14 protein-coding genes are annotated in these 17192 nt (G+C 71.2%); 11 read left to right on the top strand and 3 right to left on the bottom strand.

Annotation, left to right across the window (positions count from 1 at the left end):
• The first annotated feature begins 207 nt into the window (after positions 1 to 207).
• From rpsB to FS825_RS09690, 9 genes are all read left to right on the top strand, one after another.
• Positions 208 to 1164, top strand: a complete 957-nt coding sequence (gene rpsB, locus FS825_RS09730; RefSeq protein WP_144712370.1) for a 30S ribosomal protein S2 — start codon at positions 208 to 210, stop codon at positions 1162 to 1164.
• An 80-nt stretch (positions 1165 to 1244) separates the two neighbouring features.
• Complete coding sequence (tsf, locus tag FS825_RS09725; RefSeq protein WP_144712368.1) at positions 1245 to 2072, top strand: translation elongation factor Ts; 828 nt, start codon at positions 1245 to 1247, stop codon at positions 2070 to 2072.
• A 108-nt stretch (positions 2073 to 2180) separates the two neighbouring features.
• Positions 2181 to 2900, top strand: coding sequence for a UMP kinase (gene pyrH, locus FS825_RS09720; protein WP_144712366.1), 720 nt, complete (start codon positions 2181 to 2183; stop codon positions 2898 to 2900).
• Positions 2901 to 2947: 47 nt separating this feature from the next.
• Entirely contained in the window at positions 2948 to 3502 is a 555-nt protein-coding gene (frr, locus tag FS825_RS09715; RefSeq protein ID WP_144712364.1) for a ribosome recycling factor, read from the top strand.
• Positions 3502 to 4494, top strand: a complete 993-nt coding sequence (locus FS825_RS09710; protein ID WP_186377164.1) for a phosphatidate cytidylyltransferase — start codon at positions 3502 to 3504, stop codon at positions 4492 to 4494. The genes frr and FS825_RS09710 overlap by 1 nt, the downstream gene beginning before the upstream one ends.
• 47 nt (positions 4495 to 4541) lie before the next feature.
• Positions 4542 to 5090, top strand: coding sequence for a DivIVA domain-containing protein (locus tag FS825_RS09705; protein ID WP_144712361.1), 549 nt, complete (start codon positions 4542 to 4544; stop codon positions 5088 to 5090).
• A gap of 60 nt (positions 5091 to 5150) precedes the next feature.
• Positions 5151 to 6146: an aggregation-promoting factor C-terminal-like domain-containing protein gene (locus tag FS825_RS18935; RefSeq protein ID WP_260981106.1), complete on the top strand. Its 996-nt coding sequence runs from the start codon at positions 5151 to 5153 to the stop codon at positions 6144 to 6146.
• 13 nt (positions 6147 to 6159) lie between these two features.
• A complete protein-coding gene (locus FS825_RS09695) occupies positions 6160 to 6465 on the top strand; it encodes a hypothetical protein (protein ID WP_186377163.1) in 306 nt (101 codons plus the stop codon).
• Positions 6462 to 7193 (top strand): alpha/beta hydrolase, encoded by a 732-nt coding sequence (locus tag FS825_RS09690; protein WP_186377162.1) that lies wholly within the window; start codon positions 6462 to 6464, stop codon positions 7191 to 7193. Before FS825_RS09695 ends, FS825_RS09690 begins: the two co-directional genes overlap by 4 nt.
• 67 nt (positions 7194 to 7260) lie before the next feature.
• On the opposite strand, the gene FS825_RS09685 is transcribed toward FS825_RS09690, so the two are convergent.
• Complete coding sequence (locus FS825_RS09685) at positions 7261 to 9129, bottom strand: coiled-coil domain-containing protein (protein WP_144712359.1); 1869 nt, start codon at positions 9127 to 9129, stop codon at positions 7261 to 7263.
• Between the two features lie 186 nt (positions 9130 to 9315).
• Between FS825_RS09685 and FS825_RS09680 the strand changes: the two genes are divergently transcribed.
• Both FS825_RS09680 and FS825_RS09675 read left to right on the top strand, forming a co-directional pair.
• A complete protein-coding gene (locus tag FS825_RS09680) occupies positions 9316 to 11052 on the top strand; it encodes a DUF8094 domain-containing protein (RefSeq protein ID WP_144712357.1) in 1737 nt (578 codons plus the stop codon).
• The gene (locus tag FS825_RS09675) at positions 11049 to 12062 is read left to right on the top strand and encodes a tetratricopeptide repeat protein (RefSeq protein ID WP_144712355.1); all 1014 of its coding nucleotides are present in this window, start codon (positions 11049 to 11051) and stop codon (positions 12060 to 12062) included. The genes FS825_RS09680 and FS825_RS09675 overlap by 4 nt, the downstream gene beginning before the upstream one ends.
• Positions 12063 to 12310: 248 nt before the next feature.
• Here FS825_RS09675 and glgB read toward each other — a convergent pair whose 3' ends face one another.
• Together glgB and FS825_RS09665 are read right to left on the bottom strand one after the other, a co-directional pair.
• Positions 12311 to 15079: a 1,4-alpha-glucan branching protein GlgB gene (gene glgB / locus FS825_RS09670; RefSeq protein WP_260981105.1), complete on the bottom strand. Its 2769-nt coding sequence runs from the start codon at positions 15077 to 15079 to the stop codon at positions 12311 to 12313.
• Entirely contained in the window at positions 15076 to 17076 is a 2001-nt protein-coding gene (locus FS825_RS09665; protein WP_186377161.1) for an alpha-1,4-glucan--maltose-1-phosphate maltosyltransferase, read from the bottom strand. The genes glgB and FS825_RS09665 overlap by 4 nt, the downstream gene beginning before the upstream one ends.
• Between the last annotated feature and the right edge of the window lie 116 nt (positions 17077 to 17192).

Here is a 17192-nt window from a genome sequence, read left to right as displayed (position 1 = left end):
CGCGCCTCCAGTCTGTTAGCATCTACCCAGCAGCGCTCTGCGCTGACTTCGCGCGCCTACCAAGGCATCCCCTCCACCGGTCCCGCCCCGCACGGCGCGGGCGGAGGGGGACCGAGGCGCCAGGGGCCACGACCACCGGTCGCGACCGACACAACCGCAAGCGACGCTCTGCTGTGCAGTGCGTCCAGATCCAAGGAGGGACGGCACATGGCCGTCGTCACCATCCGCCAGCTGCTCGACAGCGGCGTTCACTTCGGACACCAGACCCGTCGGTGGAACCCGAAGGTGAAGCGATTCATCCTCGCCGAGCGCTCCGGCATCCACATCATCGACCTGCAGCAGTCGCTGGCCTTCATCGACCGCGCGTACGACTTCGTCAAGGAGACGGTCGCGCACGGTGGCACGATCCTCTTCGTGGGCACCAAGAAGCAGGCGCAGGGCTCCATCGCCGAGCAGGCGACCCGCGTCGGCCAGCCGTACGTCAACCAGCGTTGGCTCGGCGGTCTGCTGACGAACTTCCAGACGGTCTCCAAGCGCCTCGCGCGCATGAAGGAGCTCGAGGAGATCGACTTCGACGACACGACGAAGGGCTTCACCAAGAAGGAGCTCCTCATCAAGAAGCGCGAGCTGGACAAGCTCCACAAGACCCTCGGCGGCATCCGCAACCTCACGCGGACCCCGAGCGCGCTCTGGATCGTCGACACCAAGAAGGAGCACCTCGCCGTCGACGAGGCGCAGAAGCTCGGGATCCCGATCATCGGCATCCTCGACACCAACTGCGACCCGGACGAGATCACGTACCCGATCCCGGGCAACGACGACGCGATCCGCTCCGTCGGTCTCCTCACGCGCATCGTCGCCGACGCTGCCGCCGAGGGCCTGAAGACCCGCCACAACGGTGGCGACGACGACGAGGCCACCGAGCCCCTCGCCGAGTGGGAGCAGGAGCTCCTCGGTGGCGACGCCGCCGCGACCCCCGCCGAGACGGCTCCGGCCGCCGCGTCGGCCCCGGCCGCCACGGAAGAGGGCGCCACCACCGAAGAGAACGACGCTGACGCGCAGGTCGCCGCGAAGGGGATCGGCGAGCCGATCGCCGACGACGCGAAGAACGCGGAGCCCACGGCCGAGGCCGAGGCCGCCGCGGAGACCACCCCCGCCGAGTGACCACCGGGGGCGCTGGGCCGATCGGCTCGGCGCCCCTTCTCTCTCTCCACAAACGCACAGTCCAGAAAGGACTCCAGTCAATGGCCAACTACAGCCTTGCTGACGTGAAGAAGCTCCGTGAGGACCTCGGGGCCGGCATGATGGACGCCAAGAACGCCCTCGTCGAGGCGGACGGCGACTACGACCGTGCCGTCGAGCTCCTCCGCATCAAGGGCGCGAAGGCCGTCGCCAAGCGCGACGACCGTGCGACCTCCGAGGGCGTCGTCGTGGCGAGCACCGAGAACGGCGCCGCCACGGTCGTCGAGCTCGCGAGCGAGACCGACTTCGTCGCGAAGAACGAGCGCTTCACCTCCCTCGCCGACAAGGTCGTCGCCGCGGTCGCCGCCGCCGGTGCTGCCGACGTCGCGGCCGGCAACGCCGCCCCGCTGGACGGCAAGACCGTCGCCGAGGTCATCGACGAGAACGCCGCCGCGCTCGGCGAGAAGCTCGAGCTCCGCACGGTCACCCGTGTCGAGGGCGACGAGTTCGAGGTCTACCTGCACAAGACCAGCCAGGACCTCCCGCCGCAGATCGCCGTCGTCATCGCCTACTCGGGCTCCGACGCGGCCGAGGCCCGTTCGATCGCGCAGCACGTCGCGTTCGCCAACCCGACGTACCTCAACCGCGACGAGGTCCCGGCCGAGGCCATCGAGAAGGAGCGCGCGACCGTCGAGGCGATCACGCGCGAGGAGGGCAAGCCCGAGGCCGCCCTCCCGAAGATCGTCGAGGGTCGCCTCAACGCCTTCATCAAGCAGGTGTCGCTGCTCGACCAGGACTACGCGAAGGACAACAAGATCTCCGTCGCGAAGGCCGCGGCCAACGCCGGCATCACGATCCAGGGCTTCGCCCGCGTCAAGGTCGGCGCGTAACGAACCCGTGACGGGGCTCGGAACCACATCGGTTCCGGGCCCCGTTTTTCGCGGCCGGGGCGCGGCCCGGTAGATTCCCACGAGACATTCGACGAAGGGTGCGACCACATGACGAACGAGAAGACCGGACGCCGACGCGTTCTGCTGAAGCTGTCCGGAGAGGCCTTCGGTGCCGGCTCCCTCGGTGTGAACCCGGACGTCATCAGCACCATCGCGAAGGAGATCGCCGCCGCGGCGCAGGACGTCGAGGTCGCGATCGTGGTCGGCGGCGGGAACTTCTTCCGCGGCGCCGAGCTCTCGCAGCGCGGCATGGACCGCGGGCGTGCTGACTACATGGGCATGCTCGGCACCGTGATGAACGCGCTCGCCCTGCAGGACTTCCTGGAGCAGGCCGGTGCGGCCACGCGCGTGCAGTCGGCGATCAGCATGACCCAGGTGGCCGAGCCGTACATCCCGCGGCGCGCCGAGCGGCACCTCGAGAAGGGGCGCATCGTCATCTTCGGCGCCGGTGCCGGCCTGCCCTACTTCTCGACGGACACCGTCGCGGCACAGCGCGCCCTCGAGATCGACGCGCACGAGGTCCTCGTCGCCAAGAACGGCGTCGACGGCGTGTACACGGCCGACCCCAAGAAGGACGCCACCGCCGAGAAGCTGCACCACGTGACCTACCAGGACGCGCTCCTCAAGGGGCTCAAGGTGGTCGACGCCACGGCGTTCTCGCTCTGCATGGACAACGGCATGCCGATGCACGTGTTCGGCATGGAGGGCGAGGGGAACGTCGCCGCAGCCATCCGGGGTGAGCGCATCGGCACGGTGGTCAGCAACTGACCTCCGCCGCTGACTAGACTCGACGCCAGTACCGAAGGAGAACCACCGTGATCAGTGATGTCCTGACCGAAGCCACCGAGAAGATGGCGAAGGCCGTGGAGGTCGCCAAGGACGACTTCTCGACCGTCCGCACCGGCCGCATCAACGCGGCGCTCTTCCAGAAGATCCCCGTCGACTACTACGGCACGCCGACCCCGCTCGCGCAGCTCGCGTCCCTCCAGACGCCGGAAGCCCGCACGCTCATCGTCACGCCGTACGACAAGTCGGCGCTCAAGGAGATCGAGCGCTCGATCGCGACGTTCCCGAACCTCGGCGCGAGCCCGACGAACGACGGCGAGATCGTGCGCGTCACGATCCCCGAGCTCACCCAGGACCGCCGCAAGGAGTTCGTCAAGCTCGTCCGCGGCAAGGGCGAGGACCACAAGGTCGTCGTCCGCAACATCCGCCGCAAGGCGAAGGACGACCTCGACGCGCTGAAGGGCGAGATCTCCGACGACGAGATCACGCGCGGCGACAAGGACCTCGAGGCCCTGACGAAGAAGCACGTCGATCAGATCGACGACGCGCTGAAGAAGAAGGAAGCCGAACTCCTCGAGGTCTGATGCCCCGCTCCGACCAGGGCGGTGACCGCCCCACAGCACAGAAGCGTTCCGCCAAGGGGCTGCGCCAGGACTTCGACGCGCGGGCACGAGCCGCCCGCACCGACTTCGAGGCGCAGCTCCGGCAGCGGAAGGCCGACTTCGGCGCCCGCAACGAAGCGCTGACGGCGCGGACCGGCCGCAACCTGCCGGCCGCGATCGGCATCGCCCTGGCGTTCGCGGTGGTCATGCTCGCCTCGCTGCTGCTCTGGAAGCCGTCCTTCATGGTCGTGGGCGCGTTCCTGCTCGGCGTGGGCGTGTACGAGCTCACGAGCGCCATGCGGTTCGCCGGACGGGACGTCCCGCGGATCCCGAGCGTGGCCGTCGCGATCGCCGTCGTGCCGGCAGCGTTCCTCGGCGGCCAGATCCCGGCGCTGTTCACCCTGCTCGGCGGCATCGTGTTCATCAGCCTGTGGCGCCTGGTCGAGGTGGCGTTCGCGCGCCCGAGACCGACACCGGGCAACGTGTTCCGCGACCTGACGAACGGGTTGTTCGCGCAGGCGTACATCTCGCTCCTCGGCGCCTGCGTGGTCCTGCTCTCGGCACAGCCGCGCGGAGAGCTCTGGGTGATCGCGTTCATCCTCGTCGTCGTGGCGGTCGACACGGGCGCGTACGCCACCGGGCTCAACCTCGGCAAGCATCCGATGGCGCCGCGGATCAGCCCGAAGAAGACCTGGGAAGGCTTCGCGGGGTCGGTCGCGGCGAGCATCCTCGTCGGCATCATCGTCAGCTGGCTCATGCTCGGGCTGCCGTGGTGGACCGGCATCATCCTCGGGGTGCTCATCTCCGGGTCGGCGACCCTGGGTGACCTCACGGAGTCGATGATCAAGCGCGACCTGGGCATCAAGGACATCTCGTCGTTCCTGCCCGGGCACGGCGGCCTCCTCGACCGGATCGACAGCATCCTGCCGTCGGCCGCGGTCGCCTACGTGCTGTACCTCGTCGTCAACCACTGACAGCGCGTCCAGGTGGCACCAGGCTCCGGTCCTGGCAGAATGTGGCCGTGGCCACCACCTTCCCGAACGCAGACCGCTCCGCCCTCGGATACGACGTCGACGAGGTCGAGCGTTTCCTCGAGGACGCCCGTCGTGCGTACACCGCGAACGACACGGCGCCGTCGATCGAGGCCGCCAAGATCCGAGCGACCGCGTTCTCGATGCGGAAGGGCGGGTACTCGACCGCGCACGTGGACGCCGCGCTCGAACGGCTGGAGGACGCGTTCGCCGCTCGTGAGCGGGAGCGGGAGATCGCCGACATCGGGCAGAAGGCCTGGTACGCCGAGGCCCGCACCAAGGCCTCGGACGTCGTCGAACGGCTGGAACGGCCGGACGGGCAGCGGTTCAGCCGTGTCAGCTTCCTCGGCACCGGCTACCACCCGAAGGACGTCGACGCGTTCGCCAAGCGCCTGGGCGGCTACTTCCGCGACGGCAAGCCGCTGAGCCTCACCGAGGTCCGGTCGGTCGTGTTCCGGCCCAAGCACGGCGGGTACCGCGAATCCCAGGTCGACGCACTCCTGGACGCCGTCGTCGAGGTCATGCTCGCTGTCCGCTGACGACGCGCTGGTCGCGGGTGCTTCGCTTTCCGTGATCGTTCCGTTATCCTGGTCGAACTCATGGGCAGGCACACGGCAGACTCCAGCTCCGACCGCGATACCCGCGAGCACCTCGGCCTCTCGGCCGCGGGTGAGCGCCGCGCGGCACTGAACCGAACCCGCACTGCGGAGAACTCGGTCCTCCCGGCGAACCCGCAGGTCGCGGTCGGCTCCGTGCCGAGCGCACCCGCCAGCGCCCCGCGACCACACAGTGCCCCGAAGTCCGTCGCGGCGAACCGCGTCTCGGACACGCACGTCGCGCAGGCCTCCGTCGCGCACGCGGTCCCGGCCACCCCGTCGGACCCCCGCAACGTCAAGCAGCGTCGTGCCCGTGCCGTGGCCGCGCCGACGAAGCCGACCACCACACGCGGCGTGAACTCGTTCATGCGCAAGCGTGCAACCGTCCCGACGCTGTCGTTCCTCGCGGTCTCCGGCATCGTCGTCGGCTCGCTCTTCAACCCGATGCAGCCGGACGTCGCGCAGGCCGCGGTGTCCGCCCCGGTGCTCGTCAAGGCCCCGGCGGCGCCGCAGGAGTACACGGCCCACGGGACCTACGCGGCGTTCGACGTCTCGCGTGACGCCTACGGCGTGACGGTGCCGAAGCCGAAGGTCGTCGAGAAGCCGAAGACCGAGACCACCGACACGACCACCGCGACCGACTCGACCGCGGCCGTCAGCGCGTCCAACACGCTCGCCGCCACCGCTGCCACACCGGACCCGGGCAGCGCCCAGGCCATCGCCCAGCAGCTCGTCGCGGCCCGCGGCTGGGGCTCGGGCGAGTACAACTGCCTCGTCTCCCTGTGGAACAAGGAGTCCGGCTGGCGCGTCAACGCGTACAACCCGAGCGGTGCCTACGGCATCCCGCAGGCCCTCCCGGGCAGCAAGATGGCCTCGGCCGGCGCCGACTGGCAGACGAACCCGGCGACGCAGATCACCTGGGGTCTCAACTACATCGCCGGCGTGTACGGCACGCCGTGCGGCGCCTGGGGACACAGCCAGTCGTTCAACTGGTACTGATCGGCGGGTCGGGGTGCCGCGTAGCAACCGGCCGCGGCGTCCGAACGGTCGTGGTCCGGAGCACGATGACGAACCGGTCGGCCTCGACCGGCTGATGAGCGGGTGGAAACGGACCGAGGTCCGGCACGGGCGCGAGTTCCTCGTGCAGCCGATCTCGGCCGCCTCGGCGCAGAAGGAGTACGTCTGCCCGGGCTGCGGCGGCACGGTCCTGCCCGGCGTCGCGCACGTGGTCGTCTGGCGCGCCGACGGTGTGCTGGGCGACGCCGCCGACCTCGCGTCCCGCCGTCACTGGCACAACCACTGCTGGAGCATCGCATGAGCGCGGAGGAGATCCGCTCGAACACCGAGCTGCCGGCGCGACGCACCGACGTCGAGCTCGTCACGGACGACCACCTGACGCTCGTGGGCGAGCTCGCCGAACCCCTGGACCGGCCGGCCCGCGGCACCATCGTGACGCTGCACCCCCTGCCGACGGCGCACGGGTTCATGGACTCCCACGTGCTCAAGAAGGCCGCTGCACGGCTGCCGGCCCTCGCCGACATCGCGGTGCTCCGCTTCAACTTCCGCTCCGTGACGTCGCCCCGAGGCACGTCCGAGGGGACCTTCGGGGACGGCGTCTCCGAGGGCTTCGACCTCCGCGCGGCCGTCACCGAGGTCGTCGGTCGCGGGTTGCCCACGCCGTGGCTCGTCGGGTGGTCCTTCGGCACCGAAGTGGTCCTCAAGCACGCGCTCGAGCACGTCGAGGCCGGCCGCGTCGCCGGTGTGGTGCTGCTGTCGCCGCCGCTGCACCGGACGACCGACGACGAGCTCGCCCGGTGGGCATCAGCGCCCGTCCCCGTCGTGGCGCTCGTGCCCGAGCACGACGACTTCCTGCAGCCGGACGAGGCAGCACGCCGCTTCTCGCTGGCACCGAACGTCCGTGTCGTGCCGGTCGAGGGTGCGAAGCACCTGTGGGTGGGGGAGCGGTACGTCCGGACCGTGCTCGATGCGATCGCCGACCTCGTCGTCCCGGGCAGCGCGCCGCTGCCGACGCACGTCGCGGTCTGACCAGCGGCCCACGTCGCGGACGTGAGCCGTCCTGGAGGCGCGGGTCGCGCCTCCAGGCCGTGTCGCGTCAGCGGGTGGTCGCGTCCTCGTCGTCCGCCGCGTCGACGTCGACCGCACCGGCGACCGCCGGGTCCACGTCGGACGCTGCCGGCGCCGTGCCGAGCAGGCCGGTGGCGTGGGTGAGCACGCCGCGGAGGTTCTCGAGGTAACCGGCGACGGCGTCACGCTCGGTGCGGATCGCTGCGAGGCGGTCCTCGGACTCGGCGATGATCGCTGCGGTGCGCTCCTCGGCGTCGGCGATCATGCGGTGCACGCGGTCCTGCGCGTCGCTGATGATCGTCCGGGCGTGCTCCTGGGCGTCCGAGGTGCTGGAGCGCTCGAGGTCGTCGGCTTCCTGCTGCAGTCGCTCGGCACGCTCCCGTGCCTCGGTCGCTCGGCGGGTGGCCTCGGCGAGCTGGAGGTTCGCTTCGTCGAGGTACTTCTGCGTCTCGGTGACGGTCTCGTGGTGCTTCTGCAGGTAGTCCTGCTCGGCGTCGTCGCGGCGGGCCGCGAGCTCCGACTCGAGCGTCGTGCGGGCTTCGTCGCGTTCCCGGGCGATCTCGGCGCGGACCTCGTCGCGCTCCCGCACCAGGTCCGCGCGAGCGGTGTCGATCTCCTGACGCAGGGCGGTGCGTTCCGTCTCGAGCGCGCCGAGCTCGGCCGTCCGGCGGTCGGCGATCTCGGTGTCCACCTCGGCGTGCTCACGCTCACGGCGTGCGGCGAGGTCGTTCTCGTGCTCGCGGACCGCACGCTCGGCGGCCGCAGCGGCTTCGGCGCGTTCGCGTTCGATGCGGGTGGCGTGCTCGTCGAGCTCGCGGGCGATGCGGTCCGCGGTCTCCTGGACGAGGCGGGCGTTCTCGATGCGGGTCTGCTCCTCGTCGACGCGGAGCTGGGCCCTGGCGGCCTCGATCTCCTGCTCGAGGGCGGTGCGGCCGGCCGCGACCTCGCGCTCCCACTCGGCGCGCTCGGCGGCGAGCTCCTCGTCGAGGACGCGGCGACGGTCGGCGAGCTCGGTGTCGATCTCGGCACGGCGGCGGTCGACCTCGGCCGCGAGGTCCGCACGACAGCTCTCGAGCTCCAGCGCGTGCGCCTGCTGCTGCTCGTCCCGCTCGCGGTGCCAGGCGGCACGGCCCTCGGTGACCTCGCGCTCGAGCGCGGCTCGACGGGTCGACTCGTCGCGGTCGAGGTCTTCGATGCGGCGGGTCATGTCCGCCTCGAACACGGTGCGGCGGTGCTCGGTCTCGCGGGTGAGGTCGGCGGCGGCCTGGCGGGCGTCGGCGGACTCGCGCTGGGCGATCTCGCGGAGCTCGGCGACCTCGTGCTCGACCTGGGCGCGGAGGGCGTTCGTCTCGCGGATGGCGACCGACCGGACCTCGGCCGCCTCGGTCACGGCGGCACCGCGGATGGCAGCGGCCTCGTTCTGGGCGTCCTGCACGAGGAGCCCGGCCTCGGCGCGGGCGCGCTCGACGGTGTCGGCGGATTCGGCGCGAGCGCGGGTGAGTTCGTTGGTGGAGCGGGTCCGAGCGTCCTCGAGGGTGTCGCGGGCTTCTTCCTGGGCCTCGCGCAGGACACGCTCGGCGTCGGCGCGGCTCGAGGCGCGGAGTCGCTGCGCGTCGATGTCGGCCTGGCTGATGAGCCTGGTGGACTGTTCCTCGGCGACGCGGAGAGTGGACTCGAGGCGGGTGCCGAGCCCGCTGTACGTCGGGGTCCCGGCTTCGTCGAGCTCGCCCTGCAGCTCGGAGACGCGGGACTGCAGGAGACGGATCTCCTTCGCGGCGTCCGCACGGTCGTTGTTCGACTTGATGAGCTCGCGGCGCAGGTCGTTCAGAGCACGGTCCACGTCGTCGCGGCGGTAACCGCGCAGCTCGGACCCGAACTCTGCCTCGTCGTTCGCCACGTGTTCGCTCCTGGGTGCTCGGCGGAGGGCACAGGGAAGGCCCGGCCACGATTGTAGTGGCGAGCCGGTGCGGGCGGCTGAGTCCGCGGACAGCGGCGGGGGATGCGCCGTCCAGACTCCCTCGCTATCCTGGACCGCTGATTCGCGCGCCGACACCCCCACCCCGGCGCGGTAGGGAGAAGATCCGTGCGATTCGTCCTGGCGATCGTCAGTTTCGTCATCGGGCTGCTGCTCGTCGCCCTCGCGGTCGGCCAGCGCACCGTGTTCGAGCCACCGTCGTCGCTCGTCGCCTCGTCGACCTCCAGGAGCTCCGCTCCGGTGACCGTCATCCCGGGGTCGACGCTCAACGCGAACCCCGGCTACCAGCGCATCAACGTGTCCGGGTCCGGCAAGGTGTTCGCCGCCTACGGCAAGACCACCGACGTCGACGCCTGGATCGGCGACGCGAAGCACACGACCATGCGCTTCGACGCCGACCAGGCGAAGCTCGTCGGCCGGACCACCGGGAGCGAGTCGACCGTCCCGGACCCCGCCGGCAGCGACCTCTGGTACCAGGAGTACGACGGCGCCGGGCAGTTCACCGTCCGCCTGCCGAAGGACGTCTCCGTGATCATCGTCGGCGACGGCACGTCCGCTGCACCGAGCGACGTGTCCGTGACCTGGCCGCGCGACACCGCGACGCCGTCCGTCGGCCCGCTGCTCGTCGCCGGAGGGGTGTTCCTCCTCGGCGGGATCGCCCTGCTGATCTGGGCGTTCGTGCACCAGCGCCGCGGGCGTGGCCCGCGTCGCCGCAGCGGGGGTTCCCGGCCGCCGCGCGTCCGCGCGTCCCGCCGTGCCGCGGCCGCCGGAGCCCAGGTGCCCGCGCGCGGGCGTCGCGGACGCCGCGCGTTCGTGGCGATCCCGGTCGTCCTCGTCGGGGCGCTCGGCCTGGCCGGCTGCTCGTCCGACTACTGGCCGCAGGGCGGGTCGGCAGCCAGCCCGACGCCCACCGCGACCGCCACGGGCACCGCGACCGAGAGCGAACCGACCGCCGCCACCAAGCAGCAGATCAGCCGCATCGTCGAGCGGGTGGCCGAGGTCGCGAAGACGGCCGACGGGTCCCGCGACGCCAAGGTCGCCGCCGGGCGCTTCACCGGCGCCGCGCTCGACCTGCGCGAGGCGAACTACACGATCCGCGGGAAGGACTCGGACGTCGACGCGCCGCCCGCCATCTCGGCCGACCAGGTCTGCGTGGCGCTGCCGCAGCAGACCGACTCGTGGCCGCGCACCGTGTTCGCGGTCGTCGCCCAGGACTGCGACGCGAAGTCGGCGCCGCAGGCCCTGACACTCGTGCAGGACTCCGCGCGTGACGACTACAAGGTCGCGTACGACGTCTCGCTCGAGGCCGCCGCGAAGATCCCGAGCCTGGCGCCCACGTCGCTCGGGGCCGCGCTGCTCGCGCCGAACTCGAAGTTGCTCGCGATCGCCCCGGACGAGATCGCGAAGGCGTACGGCGACATCCTCGCGAAGGACGACGACAGCTCGTACGCGTCGCTGTTCCAGTCCGACGGCGACGGCCTCCGTTCGACGATCGGCAAGGACTACAAGGACAAGAAGTCGAAGGCGCTCCCCGACACCGCGAAGATCGAGTACTCCTCCGAGGTGCCCGACGACAGCGCCGTGGCGATTGCGACGGACGGTGCCGGAGCGCTCGTCTCGGCCGACCTGAACGAGATCGAGAAGGTCACGCCCACGGCGGCCGGCGCCGAGGTCAACACCGAGGGCGCGGTCAAGGCGCTCTCCGGGGTCGACTCCAGCACGAAGGGCATCAGCGCCACCTACGGCGTGCAGCTGCTCTTCTACGTGCCCCCGGTGGGCACGGATGACAAAGTGGTCCTGCTCGGGTTCACGCAGGGCCTGACCGCAGCGAGTGAGGTGCAATGACCAACGTCCCCCCGACACCGTCCGGTCTCCGCGGAGCGGTCGACCTGTCGTCCCTCGTCGACCGCGCACAGCGGCCGCCCCAGCCCACCGGTGGCGCGGTCGCCGGCCCCGGATCCGCTGCTCCCGGCGGTGGCCCGGTGGCACCGGGCAGCGAGGCCGGCGGTGACCTGACCGTCCCGTCGCTCGTCCTCGACGTGACCGACCAGACCTTCCAGGACGTCCTGCAGCTGTCCACGGTCGTGCCGGTGATCGTCGACATCTGGGCAGAGTGGTGCGGGCCGTGCAAGCAGCTCTCACCGATCCTCGAACAGCTCACCGCCGAGTACGACGGCCGCGTGCTGCTCGCCAAGGTGGACGCCGACACGAACCCGCAGCTCGTGCAGGCGTTCCAGGCGCAGTCGATCCCGACCGTGGCCGCGCTCATCGGCGGCCGTCCGCTCGGGCTCTTCGTCGGTGCACTCCCCGAAGCGCAGGTCCGTGACGTCTACGAGCAGGTCCTCGCCGCTGCCGCCGAGAACGGCGTCTCCGGACGCGTCACGGTCGACGGAGCGGCCCCGGCCGACGCCGCCGAACAGGGCGAGCCCGAGCCGGAGCCCCTGCCCCCGCACCACCAGGCCGCGTACGACGCGATCGAGCAGGGCGACTACGCCACCGCGATCCAGGAGTACAAGACCGCCATCGCGCAGGACCCGCACGACCAGATGGCCGTCGCGGGGCTCGCACAGGTGTCGTTGCTCGACCGCCTGAACGGGCACACCGCGGACGACATCCGTGCTGCTGCCGCTGCTGGCCCGACGGACGTGACGGCGCAGCTCGCCGTCGCGGACCTCGACATCTCCGGTGGACACGTGGAGGACGCCTTCGGTCGGCTCCTCGACCTCGTGCCGACGGTGTTCGGGGACGAGCGAGAGGCACTGCGCGTCCGACTCGTCGAGTACTTCGAGCTCATCGGTGGTGACGACCCGCGCGTGGTGGCTGCCCGCCGGCGGTTGGCGAGCGCGCTGTACTGAGCGGCGCGCGCGGGTGCGCGCGGTGCGCGGCAGCTGCCGCGTCGAACCACGGGAACGACGTCGAACCAGGGCTCACGCTCGGTTCGACGTCGTTTCCGTGGTTTATCACCTCCGGCGCGCCTGCACACGGCGCGGTGCGCCTGCGTGCGCGCGGCGGTGGACGCACGCGCACGACGGACGGGAGGCCCGGTGCCAGCTGGCACCGGGCCTCCCGTCCGTCTCCCGGCCGTGTCGCGGGCTGCGGACGCCTAGCGCGCCAGCTTCAGCCAGACCGCGCCGAGCGGCGGCACCACGACGTGGGCCGACGCGGGGCGCCCCGCCCACGGGGTGTCGTCCGCGGTGACCACGCCGAGGTTGCCCACGCCGGACCCGCCGTACTCCGCGGCGTCCGTGTTGAGCACCTCGTGCCACGCCCCGGCGGCGGGCAGCCCGAAGCGACGTTCCACCGGCACGCCGGAGAAGTTCACGAACACCGCGAGCCGGTCGTCGCCGTCCTTCCGGAGGAACCCGAGCGTCGAGTGCGGGGCGTCCCCACCCTCGATCCACTCGAAGCCGTCGGCGCTGGCGTCGTGCGTCCACAGCGCCGGCGTCTCGCGGTACACGCGGTTGAGCGAGGACACGAGGTCCTGCACGCCTCGGTGGCCCGGGTCGTCGAGGAGCCACCAGTCGAGCCCGCGTGCCTCGGACCACTCCGACGGCTGGGCGAACTCCTGCCCCATGAAGAGCAGCTGCTTGCCGGGGTGCGCCCACATGAACGCCAGGTAGGCGCGCACGTTCGCGAGCTTCTGCCACTCGTCGCCGGGCATCTTGCCGTAGAGCGAGCCCTTGCCGTGCACGACCTCGTCGTGGCTGATCGGCAGCGTGAACTGCTCACTGAACGCGTAGACGAACGAGAAGGTGATCTCGTCGTGGTGGTAGCTGCGGTACACGGGCTCACGCTCGATGTACTGCAGGGTGTCGTGCATCCACCCCATGTTCCACTTCTGGCCGAAGCCGAGACCACCGGCGCTCGTGGGCTGGGTGACGCCCGGCCACGAGGTGCTCTCCTCGGCGATCATCACGATGCCGGGGTAGCGCTTGTACGCGGTGGCGTTCGTCTCCTGCAGGAACGAGATCGCCTCGAGGTTCTCGCGTCCGCCGTGGATGTTCGGCAGCCACTCGGTCCGGGAGTAGTCGAGGTAGAGCATCGAGGCCACGGCGTCGACCCGGAGGCCGTCGATGTGGAACTCCTCGAGCCAGTACAGCGCGTTCGCGACGAGGAAGTTCCGGACTTGGGGCTGCCCGAAGTCGAACACGTAGGTGCCCCAGTCGAGCTGCTCGCCGCGGCGGGGGTCCGGGTGCTCGTAGAGCGCGTAACCGTCGAACTTCGCGAGTGCCCACTCGTCCTTCGGGAAGTGCCCGGGGACCCAGTCCATGATCACGCCGATGCCCGCGGAGTGCAGGCGGTCGACGAGGTACCGGAGGTCGTCCGGGGTGCCGAAGCGCGCCGTCGGTGCGTAGTAACCGGTGACCTGGTAGCCCCACGAGCCGCCGAACGGGTGCTCGGCGAGCGGCAGGAACTGCACGTGGGTGAAGCCCGTGTACTGCACGTGCCCGATGAGCTGGTCGGCGATCTCGCGGTACGACAGTCCGGGCCGCCACGAGCCGAGGTGCACCTCGTAGACGCTCATCGGCCGGTCGTGCGTGGTCGTCCGCGCGCGGTGTTCCATCCACTGCGCATCGCCCTCGGACCACTCGTGGTGCGACTCGTCGATGACGGACGCGGTGAGTGGCGGGACCTCGGTGCGACGGGCCATCGGGTCGGCACGCTCGACCCACCCCGAGTCGGTGAGGAGCTGGAACTTGTACCGCTGACCGATGAGGGCTCCGGGCCAGAACAGCTCCCAGATGCCGAGGTCGGTGAGCCGGCGCATCGCGGTGGTGCGGCCTTCCCAGCCCTCGAAGTCGCCGATCACGCGGACGGCGGTCGCGCGGGGTGCCCAGAGGGTGAAGGAGACCCCGTCGACGCCGTCGACGGTCGTCAGGTGCGCACCGAGGTGGTGCCAGAGCTGCTCGTCGCGGCCTTCGCCGAAGAGGTGCAGGTCGAGTTCACCGATGGTCGGCGGGAAGCGGTACGCGTCGTCCGTCGTCCACGTGATGTCGTCGCCGTCGGTCGACGGGTCCGGGTCGTAGTCGGCTTCGACCCGGTAGCGGCCGAGCTCGCCGGGGGTCGCGCCGGCCCACAGACCGTCACCCTCGTGCGTGAGTTCGATGTCGTCGCCGTCGGGGCGGACGAGGCGCACGGCGGTCGCGAGGTGGCGCACCACACGGACGCTGGTGCCGCCGTCGACCGGGTGCGGGCCGAGGACGTCGTGCGGCTGGGACCAGCGGGCTTCGGCGACCTGCTGGCGGAGCCACTCCTCGAGCGGGACCGGACGCGGACTGGAGGCGCGGGTCGACTCCGCAGCGTCCGTCGCGGCGAGGGGGCTCCCGCCTTCGCTCGTCGGGGCGTCGGCGCCGTCGTCCGGTGCGGTGCTCGACGCGGTCGACGAGGCAGGGGTCGCCGGGACAGGGGCCGCCGGGTCGGCCGTCGACTCCGGGTCGGCCGTCGACTCCGGCGCGGCCGTGGACTCCGGCGCGGCCGTCGACTCCGGCGTACGCGCGGGCGTCGACGGGGGCGTGGCCGCTGCCGCCTCCGCTGCGATGTGCCGAGGATGCGCCGCGTCGGAGACATGACCGGCCAGGGTCGCGGACTCGGGCACGTCGCGGTCCGGTGACTCGCGGTGCGCCGGGGGAGCGCCGGGGAGGTCCTCTCCCGGAGCCGAGACGCGCGGCTCGTACCGCGGCGTCACGGCCCCGGACGCCGTGTCGTCCTCGGGTGCGCCGGGAGCGACGTGCTGCGCCGGGTGCGTCGGACGAGGTGTGTCGGACGGCATGCGACGCGGGAGCACGGGCGGCGGGGGCGGGGGCACGGGCGGCACGCTGGGGCTCTGGCCCCGTGCCTTCCGCGCGTCGTCCTCGGAGTGGGTGTCGGTCATCGGTGGGGTCCCTCCACGACGAGCAGGTGCACGGGTTCCTGGAACGCGTCCAGTCGGACGTAGTTCGACGACCCCCAGACCCAGCGCTGCCCGGTGACCACGTCGCGGACGTCGAACGTCTGCTCCGGGTCGAGGCCGAGCGCGGCGAGGTCGAGGTGGACCGTGGTCTCACGGGCCGAGTGCGGGTCGACGTTCGCGACGACGATCACGGTGTCGTCGCGTCCGGAGCGGATGAACCGGCCCGGCAGGTGCTTGGAGTACACGACGATCGCCGGGTCCTCGGCGTCGTGCACGTGCAGGTTCCGGAGCTGGCGGAGCGCGGGGTGCGCCTGCCGGAACCGGTTGAGCATCGTGACGTACGGCGCGAGGCTCGCACCTTCGGCCTCGGCGAGGGCGAAGTCACGGGGCTTGTACTCGTACTTCTCGTTGTCGATGTTCTCTTCGGAGCCCGGTCGTGCGACGTCCTCGAACAGCTCGTAGCCCGAGTACATGCCCCACGTCGGCGCACCGGTCGCGGCGAGCGCGGCGCGGATCTTGTAGCCCGCACGGCCGCCGAACTGGAGGAACTCCGTGAGGATGTCCGGGGTGTTCACGAAGAGGTTCGGGCGCAGGTACGCGCTCGTCTCGTGGGACAGCTCGTCGAAGTAGTCGGCGATCTCGTCCTTGGTGTTCCGCCACGTGAAGTACGAGTACGACTGCTGGAACCCGACCTCCGCCAGGGCCCGCATCATCGCCGGGCGGGTGAACGCCTCGGCCAGGAACACGGTGTCCGGGTGCTCGTCGCGGATCTCACGGATCACGCGTTCCCAGAACCAGAGCGGCTTCGTGTGGGGGTTGTCCACGCGGAAGATGCGGATGCCGAACGCGATCCAGTGGCGGAGGACCCGGAGGACCTCGGCGACGAGTCCCTCGGGATCGGTGTCGAACTGGATCGGGTAGATGTCCTGGTAGCGCTTCGGCGGGTTCTCCGCCGTGGCAATGGAACCGTCCGCCCGCTGCGTGAACCACTCCGGGTGCTCGGTGACCCACGGGTGGTCGGGGGAGCACTGCAGCGCGAAGTCGAGCGCGACTTCCATCCCGGTGTTCTTCGCCGTCTCGACGAAGTCGCGGAAGTCGTCCTCGGTGCCGAGGTCCGGGTGGATGGCGTCGTGGCCGCCTTCGGGCCCGCCGATCGCCCACGGGCTGCCGGGATCGTGCGGCCCCGGAGTGAGCGTGTTGTTCGGTCCCTTGCGCGCCGTCGTGCCGATCGGGTGGATCGGGGGCAGGTAGACCACGTCGAAGCCCATCCGGGCCACGGCGGGCAGACGACGGGCCGCGGTGCGGAAGTCCCCGCTCTTCCAGGAGCCGTCGGCGTTCTTCTTCGCCCCTTCGCTGCGGGGGAAGAACTCGTACCAGGCGCCGACGCCCGCACGGGTGCGCTCGACGTCGAGCAGCTGCGTGGGGGAGTGCGTGCGGAGCGAGGTCAGCGGCGCTTCTTCGACCTCCCCGGTGATGCGCGGGTCGTCGACCGCGGCCAGCCGTTCCGCCGGGTCGAGATCGGTGTCGCGCACCCGTGCGGCCGCGCGGGTGGCGGCGGGGGAGTCGGTCTCGTCGGCGAGCCGGTCGAGCAGTGCCGCTCCGTCGAGCAACGTCGCCTCGGTGTCGACACCGGCGGCGATCTTCAGCCGGGCGGCGTGCAGCCAGGTGGCCCAGTCGTCGGAGTAGGACTCGACGTGCCACGTCCAGACACCGACGTGGTCCACCTGCACGGTCGCTTCGTAGCGGTCCGTGCCGGCAGCGACGAGAGTGAGCGGCACGGTGCGGGTGCCGCCGTCCGGTCGTTCGAGGACGAGGTCGGCGCCGATGACGCCGTGCCCTTCCCGGAAGACGGTCGCCCCGAACGTGATCACCTCGCCGTCGAACGCCTTGCCGGGGAACCCGTTGGGCGTCGTGGGGGCGAGTTCGGTGATCGGGATGCGCCCGATCTTCGGTCGGCGGGGTCGGTCTGCAGTGGCCACGGAGCCGACGCTACCCGGCGAGCGCCTCCGCGTTCCCCGGAACGTGACCTCTGTGGACGGTCCGGGCGTGCCGTGGACTTGTGGAGGACCGGCCGCGGGAGGTCTGACGGAGCCGT

Source organism: Curtobacterium pusillum, assembly GCF_007680845.1.
GTDB lineage: Bacteria > Actinomycetota > Actinomycetes > Actinomycetales > Microbacteriaceae > Curtobacterium > Curtobacterium pusillum_B.
The sequence above is the reverse complement of the archived record's forward strand: the minus strand, read 5'-3'. Positions and strand labels throughout refer to the sequence as shown.

What these genes read in the sequence shown, in the direction of transcription:
- rpsB (WP_144712370.1), top strand. Translation starts at nt 208, where the DNA reads ATGGCCGTCGTCACCATCCGCCAGCTGCTCGACAGCGGCGTTCACTTC.
- tsf (WP_144712368.1), top strand. Translation starts at nt 1,245, where the DNA reads ATGGCCAACTACAGCCTTGCTGACGTGAAGAAGCTCCGTGAGGACCTC.
- pyrH (WP_144712366.1), top strand. Translation starts at nt 2,181, where the DNA reads ATGACGAACGAGAAGACCGGACGCCGACGCGTTCTGCTGAAGCTGTCC.
- FS825_RS09710 (WP_186377164.1), top strand. Translation starts at nt 3,502, where the DNA reads ATGCCCCGCTCCGACCAGGGCGGTGACCGCCCCACAGCACAGAAGCGT.
- FS825_RS18935 (WP_260981106.1), top strand. Translation starts at nt 5,151, where the DNA reads ATGGGCAGGCACACGGCAGACTCCAGCTCCGACCGCGATACCCGCGAG.
- FS825_RS09690 (WP_186377162.1), top strand. Translation starts at nt 6,462, where the DNA reads ATGAGCGCGGAGGAGATCCGCTCGAACACCGAGCTGCCGGCGCGACGC.
- FS825_RS09675 (WP_144712355.1), top strand. Translation starts at nt 11,049, where the DNA reads ATGACCAACGTCCCCCCGACACCGTCCGGTCTCCGCGGAGCGGTCGAC.
- glgB (WP_260981105.1), bottom strand. Translation starts at nt 15,079, where the DNA reads ATGACCGACACCCACTCCGAGGACGACGCGCGGAAGGCACGGGGCCAG.